Annotated in this window: 7 protein-coding genes; 1 reads left to right on the plus strand and 6 read right to left on the minus strand. The window is 73.9% G+C overall.

Annotated elements, in window-relative coordinates; all coding sequences use genetic code 11:
* Positions 1-89 precede the first annotated feature (89 nt).
* The 4 genes from ACH4N1_RS34875 to bioB form a co-directional block, all read right to left on the minus strand.
* Positions 90-785 carry a class I SAM-dependent methyltransferase gene (locus ACH4N1_RS34875; protein WP_398104534.1) on the minus strand — a complete coding sequence of 232 codons (696 nt, stop codon included), beginning with the start codon at positions 783-785 and terminating at the stop codon, positions 90-92.
* A 130-nt stretch (positions 786-915) separates the two neighbouring features.
* Positions 916-1,671 (minus strand): dethiobiotin synthase, encoded by a 756-nt coding sequence (gene bioD, locus ACH4N1_RS34880; protein WP_398104546.1) that lies wholly within the window; start codon positions 1,669-1,671, stop codon positions 916-918.
* A gap of 2 nt (positions 1,672-1,673) precedes the next feature.
* A complete protein-coding gene (locus ACH4N1_RS34885) occupies positions 1,674-2,969 on the minus strand; it encodes an adenosylmethionine--8-amino-7-oxononanoate transaminase (RefSeq protein WP_398104536.1) in 1,296 nt (431 codons plus the stop codon).
* Positions 2,962-4,200: a biotin synthase BioB gene (gene bioB, locus ACH4N1_RS34890; protein WP_398104538.1), complete on the minus strand. Its 1,239-nt coding sequence runs from the start codon at positions 4,198-4,200 to the stop codon at positions 2,962-2,964. Before bioB ends, ACH4N1_RS34885 begins: the two co-directional genes overlap by 8 nt.
* A 151-nt stretch (positions 4,201-4,351) precedes the next feature.
* On the opposite strand from bioB, the gene ACH4N1_RS34895 reads away from it, so the two are divergent.
* On the plus strand, positions 4,352-5,479 hold the full coding sequence (locus ACH4N1_RS34895; protein WP_398104540.1) for an 8-amino-7-oxononanoate synthase: 1,128 nt from the start codon (positions 4,352-4,354) through the stop codon (positions 5,477-5,479).
* Between the two features lie 96 nt (positions 5,480-5,575).
* On the opposite strand, the gene ACH4N1_RS34900 is transcribed toward ACH4N1_RS34895, so the two are convergent.
* Positions 5,576-5,824, minus strand: coding sequence for a DUF397 domain-containing protein (locus tag ACH4N1_RS34900; RefSeq protein ID WP_398104542.1), 249 nt, complete (start codon positions 5,822-5,824; stop codon positions 5,576-5,578).
* Between the two features lie 9 nt (positions 5,825-5,833).
* Entirely contained in the window at positions 5,834-6,694 is an 861-nt protein-coding gene (locus ACH4N1_RS34905) for a helix-turn-helix domain-containing protein (protein WP_398104544.1), read from the minus strand.
* Between the last annotated feature and the right edge of the window lie 135 nt (positions 6,695-6,829).

A 6,829-nucleotide genomic window follows, 5' to 3' on the forward strand; every position in this document is an offset into this window, starting at 1 on the left:
CCATGGCTCCGCCATGGCGCCCTCCTCCGCCTTGCGATGAACGGCACCAGGCCCCGCTCCCTGATCCGGCCTGATCCAAACGAAAGACCCTAGCCGGGCGCCCCGTCGGTCGCCGGCCGCCAGGCCGTGCCCAGCCGGCAGTACGACGCGGGCAGCGCCGGTCCCTTCTCCGGGACCAGCAGACTGCGGTACGGGCCGAGTTCGAACCCGGCGTCGCGCAGCGCCCCGACCGGGTCGCGGGAGAGGTGGCAGCCGCCGCTGAGGAGCGGCCACACCGTCCGGTCCAGCGCGCGCTGGGTGAGGAGCATGGCCGGGCCGCCGCCCGTGCCGTGCTCCAGGAACCGCACCTCGCCACCGGGCCGCAGCACCCGCCGTACCTCGGCGAGGGCCCGCGGCAGGTCCCGCACGCTGCACAGGACCAGGGAGAACACCGCCGCGTCGAAGGCCTCGCTCTTGGCCGGCAGGGCCTCGGCCGCGCCCGGCGCGACGTCCACCGGCACCTCGGCCCGCAGCGCGGCCCGCACCGCCAGCGCGCGCAGCAGCCGCTCCGGCTCGATCGCCACGACCTCCGAGACCGTGCTCGGGTAGTGCGCGAAGTTCAGGCCGTTGCCCGCGCCGATCTCGATGACGCGGCCGGAGAGCCCGGCGAGCAGCCGGCCGCGCAGCCCGGCCAGGCCCCCGCGGGTCTCCGCGGTCACGCTCAACCGGGCGTAGCAGCGCGCGAACAGCGGGTGGTGGACGGGATCGCCGGGCACCTTGCCGGAGCCGGCGGACCGTATCGGCATGGCGACCTCCCGGGCCGGACGGGCCTACCGGGATTCTCCCCCGTACGGGCCCGTCGCACCCCCGTTCCCGCGTCGAACTGCTCCGTCTCCTCGGCCAGGGAGCCGAGGAGGAGCAAGAGGGGGAAGAGGACTACCGGTCCCCTCGTGAGACCGGGGACCGGCTCCAGGGCTCCGGTTCCGTCCGGCCGCGGAAGGCCTCCGCCTCCCACGTCCCGTCCAGGCGGGACGCCAGCCAGCCGGGGGCCGCCGCGCGGAAGTCGTCGGGGGCGAGCGACCCCGAACCGGCGGGCAGCGCGCCGAGCAACGGGGCACCGGCGACGTCCGGCAGGTCGGTGACGTTGCACCGCATCGCCAGGTCGGGCGCGTCGGGCCAGGAGCCGATCACCACTCCGAGCAGCTCAAGTCCCCGCAAACGCAGTTCACGGGCCGTCAGGTCGGTCGTGTTCAGTGTGCCCAGCCCCGCCGACGCCACCACCAGCACCGGCGCCCGCAGCAGCTCCGCGGCGTCGGCCAGCGTGCCGCCCGCCTCGTCGAACCGCACCAGGAGCCCGCCGGCCCCCTCGACGAGGACCAGGTCGTGCTCGGTGGCCAGTTTGGCCGCCGCGTCGGCGACCTCACGCGGCCGCACGGGCACCATCCCGGCCCGCAGGGCCGCCGTCGCCGGTGCCAACGGCTCCGGATAGCGGGCCAGTTCGGCGGTCGTGACGTCACCCGCCAGCCGCGCGACCTCGTCCGCGTCACCGCGCTCGTCCGGCCGTACGCCGGTCTGGGCGGCCTTCAGCACGGCCACCGAGCGGCCCGCCGCGAGCGCGGCGGCGGCGACGGCGGCGGTCGTGACCGTCTTGCCGACCTCCGTGCCCGTCCCCGTGATCACCAGGATCGGCATGGTCATCCCTCCCGCGCCGCCGCGCACACGGCCCGCGCGATCCGTGCCACGTCCTCGTCACCGGTGACGTACGGCGGCATCGTGTAGACGAGGTCGCGGAAGGGCCGCAGCCAGACGCCCTCGCGCACGGCTGCCCGCGTGGCGGCCTTCATGTCCACGTCGTGGTCGAGCTGGACGACCCCGACGGCACCGAGCACCCGTACGTCCTTCACGCCCGGCAGGTCCGCGGCCGCGGCCAGTCCCTCCCGCAGCCCCGTCCCGATCCGCCGGACCTCCGCGAGCCAGTCCTGCCCGAGGAGCAGCTCGATCGAGGCGCAGGCGACCGCCGCGGCCAGCGGGTTGCCCATGAACGTCGGACCGTGGGCCAGCACCGGCACCTCGCCCCGCGAGATGCCGTCGGCGACCCGGCCCGTGCACAGCGTCGCGGCCATCGTCAGATAACCGCCGGTCATCGCCTTGCCGACGCACATCACGTCCGGGGTCACCCCGGCGTGGTCGGCGGCGAACAGCGCGCCCGTGCGGCCGAAGCCGGTGGCGATCTCGTCGAACACCAGCAGCACGCCGTGCTCGTCGCACGCCTCGCGCAGCACCGTCAGGTAGGCGGGGGAGTGGAACCGCATCCCGCCCGCGCCCTGCACCACCGGCTCCACGATCACCGCGGCCAGCTCGTCGGCGTGCCGCCCGATCGCCGCACGCAGCTCACGCGCGTACGTCTCGTCGTACTCGGCGGGCGGCGGACCGACGAAGACCTGCCGGGGCAGGACCCCGGTCCACAGGTCGTGCATCCCGCCCTCGGGGTCGCACACGGACATCGGCTGCCAGGTGTCCCCGTGGTAGCCGCCGCGCCAGGTCAGCAGCCGCTGCTTGCGGGGGCGGCCCAGCGAGCGCCAGTACTGGAGGCACATCTTCACCGCGACCTCGACCGACACCGACCCCGAGTCGGCGAGGAACACGTGCTCCAGCCCCTCGGGGGAGATGTCGACGAGCAGCTTCGCCAGCCGTACGGCGGGCTCGTGGGTGAGCCCGCCGAACATGACGTGGCTCATCCGCCCGAGCTGGGCCCGCGCCGCCTCGTCGAGCACCGGGTGGCCGTAGCCGTGGATCGCCGACCACCAGGAGGACATGCCGTCGACCAGCTCGCCGGAGCCGTCCGCGAGCCGCAGCCGGACCCCGCTCGCCGACTCCACGACGAGCGGGTCCACCCGGCCCGGCATCGGACCGTACGGATGCCACACATGCCGCCGGTCGAGGTCCAGCAGCTCGGACACGTCCCGCTCGGACACGTCCCGCTCAGGCATTGGGCGCGAGGTCCGTCCCGGCGCCCCGGCGGCGGACGGCGACCAGGTCCGTACGGGCCTCGTTCGCCTGCGGGACGGAAGCCGACACCCGCGGGACGGAAGCCGCATCGCGGACACCGCCGCCCTCGTACGACCCGCAGACACCCCCCTGCTCGTGCGACCCGCAGCCGCCGGCGGTCTCGGGGGATCCGCAGCCGCCGCCCTCGTGCGAGCCGCAGCCGCCGCCGGCCCGGTGTTCCGGCAGCGTCACCTCGCCCGCGCCCTCCACCTCGAACCCGGCGTCCGCGATCATGTCGAGGTCCGCCTTGCCGGCCTGGCCCTCGGTGGTGAGGTAGTCGCCGAGGAAGATCGAGTTGGCCAGGTGCAGGGCGAGCGGCTGCATCGTGCGCAGATGGACCTCGCGGCCGCCCGCGATGCGCACCTCCACGTCCGGGCAGACGAACCGCACCATGGCCAGGATGCGCAGACAGCGCTGCGGGGTGAGGTTCCACTCCTTGGCCAGCGGGGTGCCCTCGACCGGGATCAGGAAGTTCACCGGCACGGAGTCGGGGTCCAGTTCGCGCAGCGAGTAGACGACGTCGACCAGGTCCTCGTCCGACTCGCCCATGCCGGCGATCAGGCCCGAGCACGCCGACAGACCCGCCGCGTGCGCCTTGTGCACCGTGTCCACCCGGTCGGCGTACGTGTGCGTGGTCGTGATGTCCGCGTACGTCTCCTCGGACGTGTTCAGGTTGTGGTTGTAGGCGTCCGCGCCCGCCTCGCGCAGCCGCTCCGCCTGACCGTCGGAGAGCAGGCCCAGGCAGGCGCACACCTCGACGCCCTCGTTCTGGTCCTTGATCGTCCTGATGGTCTCGGAGACCCGGTCGACGTCCCGGTCGGTCGGGCCCCGCCCGGACGCCACCAGGCAGACCCGCTTGGCGCCCCCGGCCAGCCCCGCGGCGGCGGCCCGCGAGGCCTCGTCGGGCTTGAGCCAGGTGTACTTGAGGATCCCGGCCGTGGAGCCGAGCCGCTGGGAACAGTAGGAGCAGTCCTCCGGGCACAGGCCCGACTTCAGGTTGACGAGGTAGTTGAGTTTCACCCGTCGCCCGAACCAGTGACGGCGTACCCTTCCGGCCGCGGCCACCACGTCGAGCAGGTCGTCGTCGGACGTGGCCAGCACGGCCAGCGCCTCTTCGCGGGTCGGCAGCTCGCGCCGAAGCCCCTTGTCCACCAGCGTGTTCAGCAGGTCCATGAGAGCCGATCCTGTCTTACCGACCCGTGCGCGGGCCAGGGAGAGTTCGTACAACGAAGTGCATTCGAGGTGTGGGTATTGCCACACCATGGGATACGCGACGTACGGCTAGTGTCTGTCCACTGCCTACAAATTCCCCGGAGGACGAGCCATGGCGTTCGGCTGGATCGACGAGCGGGCGCAGGCGCGCCGCACCGCCGGACTCGTACGGACCCTGCGCCCCCGTCCGGCCGACTCGCCCCTCCTGGACCTCGCGAGCAACGACTACCTGGGACTCGCCCGCCACCCCGAGATCACCGAGGGCGCGGCACGGGCCGCACGGACCTGGGGCGGCGGCGCGACCGGCTCCCGGCTCGTCACCGGCACCACCGAGCTGCACGCCGAACTGGAACGGGAACTGGCCGACTTCTGCGGCTTCGAGGCGGCCCTGGTCTTCTCCTCCGGCTACGCCGCCAACCTCGCCGCGGTCACCGCGCTGGCCCCGCACGGCTCCCTGATCGTCTCCGACGCGGGCAACCACGCCTCGCTCATCGACGGCTGCCGGCTGGCCCGCGGCACGACGCAGGTCGTCGCGCACGCCGACCCCGACGCCGTGCGCAAGGCCCTGGGCACGCGCGGCGGCCCGGCCCTGGCGGTCTCCGACACGGTCTTCTCCGTCGACGGCGACGCGGCCCCGCTGGCGGCCCTCGCCGACGCCTGCCGGGAGCACGGCGCCGGGCTGGTCGTCGACGACGCCCACGGTCTCGGCGTCCTCGGCGCGGGCGGCCGCGGCGCGCCGCACGCGGCGGGACTGGCGGGGGCGGAGGACGTCGTGGCCACGGTCACGCTGTCCAAGTCGCTGGGCAGCCAGGGCGGCGCCGTGCTCGGACCCGCGCGCGTGATCGACCATCTGGTCAACGCCGCCCGGACGTTCATCTTCGACACCGGGCTCGCCCCGGCGGCGGCGGGCGCGGCCCTGGCGGCCCTGACGCTGCTGCGCCGCGAGCCGGAACGTGCGGCACGCGCGCGTGCGGTGGCGGGCGAGCTGCACGCGCGCCTGACGGCCGCGGGTCTGGAAGCGGTGCGTCCGGACGCCGCGGTCGTCTCCGTGCGGGCCCCGTCCCCGGAAGCGGCCGTGCGCTGGGCGGCGGACTGCCGGGCGGCAGGCCTGGCCGTGGGCTGCTTCCGTCCTCCTTCCGTGCCCGACGGCGTCTCACGCCTGAGGCTGACCGCCCGCGCGGACCTCGGCGAGGCGCAGATCGAACGCGCCGTACGGGTGATCGACGGGACACGGCCATGAACCGTCGGGACGCGGCCTTGAGGCGACGGGACACGGTCATGAACCGGCGTGGCGCGGCCGTGCGCCGGAAGGCGCCGGCCGGCCGACGGGCCGGGATCAGCGGAACGCGGCGGTGAAGTCCGTCCAGCTCCCGGGGGAGAAGAGCAGGGCGGGCCCGGCCGGGTCCTTGGAGTCGCGTACGGCGAGCAGGCCGGCCCACGGTCCGCGGTCCGGGCGGGCCGTCTCCACGCAGTTGTTGGCTCCCGTGCTGTAGCTGCTGCGCAGCCACCGCAGAGCCTGGGGGTGGGGGAGGGGAAGACGGGGCGGATCGGTGCTGCGGGGGACGTTCCGAGGCAGTGCGGGCATGGTGCCTCCTTACGCGCCGTCAGCGGTCGCGGCGAGGTAGTCCAGAGAGTCCCCGGGCGAGAGAGCGTGCGCCCGAAGGGCGTCGAAGGCCTTGGTGTAGGCCTGGAGGTCTTCTTTCCGTTCGAGGTGGACGCTACTCGTCAAGTGGTCGAGAACGACCACATCCAGATCAGAAGCGCTCGAGAACGAGAAGATGACGAAAGAACCGGTGACGCCGATGTGGGCCCCGGCGCTGAACGGCAGCACCTGGAGCCTGACCTGGGGCAGCCGCGCCGCCTCCACCAGCCGCTCCAGCTGCCGCGCCATGACCTCGGGACCGCCCACCTCCCGCCGCAGCACCGCCTCGTCCAGCACCGCGTCCAGCTCCAGCGGCGGCCGGGCCCGCAGCACGTCCTGCCTGGCCAGCCGCACCTCCACCAGCGCGTCCAGCCGGTCCTCGTCGAGGCCCTCCACCGCGGCCCGGGTCACCGCGCGGGCGTACGCGGGAGTCTGCAACAGCCCCGGCACGACGGTGGTCTCCAGGGTGCGCATCGCGCTCGCCTGTGACTCCAGGCTGATGAAGTCCCGGTAGGTGGGCGGCAGGACCCCGCGATAGGCGTGCCACCAGTGCTCGCGGCCGTCGCCCTCGACCGAGCCGGCCAACGCCAGCATCAGCCCCCGCAGTTGCGCGTCCTCCACGCCGTAGGCGTCGAGGAGCGACCGCACGTCGGCCGGTCTCGTGCCGCTGGTGCCGGTCTCGATCCGGCTCACCTTCGACTGGTGCCAGCCCACCAGCCGGGCCGCCTCGCCACTGGTGAAGCCCGCACGGGAACGCAGCGCCCGCAGTTCGGCGCCCAGCTTCCGGCGGCGCACCGCGGGACCGTGCTGCATGGGACCTCGTTACTCCCTCCGGGCCGTCCACGTACGCTCTGCCCTAGGTGGTGTCTTCAAATGATCTTGAGTGGTGGATCATGGTCGGGTGATACGTCGCCATGAACTGTCCGATGCGGAGTGGGAGTTCGTCCG

It is taken from the genome of Streptomyces sp. NPDC017202 (assembly GCF_044331705.1).
Lineage (GTDB): Bacteria > Actinomycetota > Actinomycetes > Streptomycetales > Streptomycetaceae > Streptomyces.

Excerpts from the sequence above, each read along its gene's own strand:
- ACH4N1_RS34875 (WP_398104534.1), bottom strand. The coding sequence starts at position 785 with ATGCCGATACGGTCCGCCGGCTCCGGCAAGGTGCCCGGCGATCCCGTC.
- ACH4N1_RS34885 (WP_398104536.1), bottom strand. The coding sequence starts at position 2,969 with ATGCCTGAGCGGGACGTGTCCGAGCGGGACGTGTCCGAGCTGCTGGAC.
- ACH4N1_RS34900 (WP_398104542.1), bottom strand. The coding sequence starts at position 5,824 with ATGCCCGCACTGCCTCGGAACGTCCCCCGCAGCACCGATCCGCCCCGT.
- ACH4N1_RS34895 (WP_398104540.1), top strand. The coding sequence starts at position 4,352 with ATGGCGTTCGGCTGGATCGACGAGCGGGCGCAGGCGCGCCGCACCGCC.
- bioB (WP_398104538.1), bottom strand. The coding sequence starts at position 4,200 with ATGGACCTGCTGAACACGCTGGTGGACAAGGGGCTTCGGCGCGAGCTG.
- bioD (WP_398104546.1), bottom strand. The coding sequence starts at position 1,671 with ATGCCGATCCTGGTGATCACGGGGACGGGCACGGAGGTCGGCAAGACG.
- ACH4N1_RS34905 (WP_398104544.1), bottom strand. The coding sequence starts at position 6,694 with ATGCAGCACGGTCCCGCGGTGCGCCGCCGGAAGCTGGGCGCCGAACTG.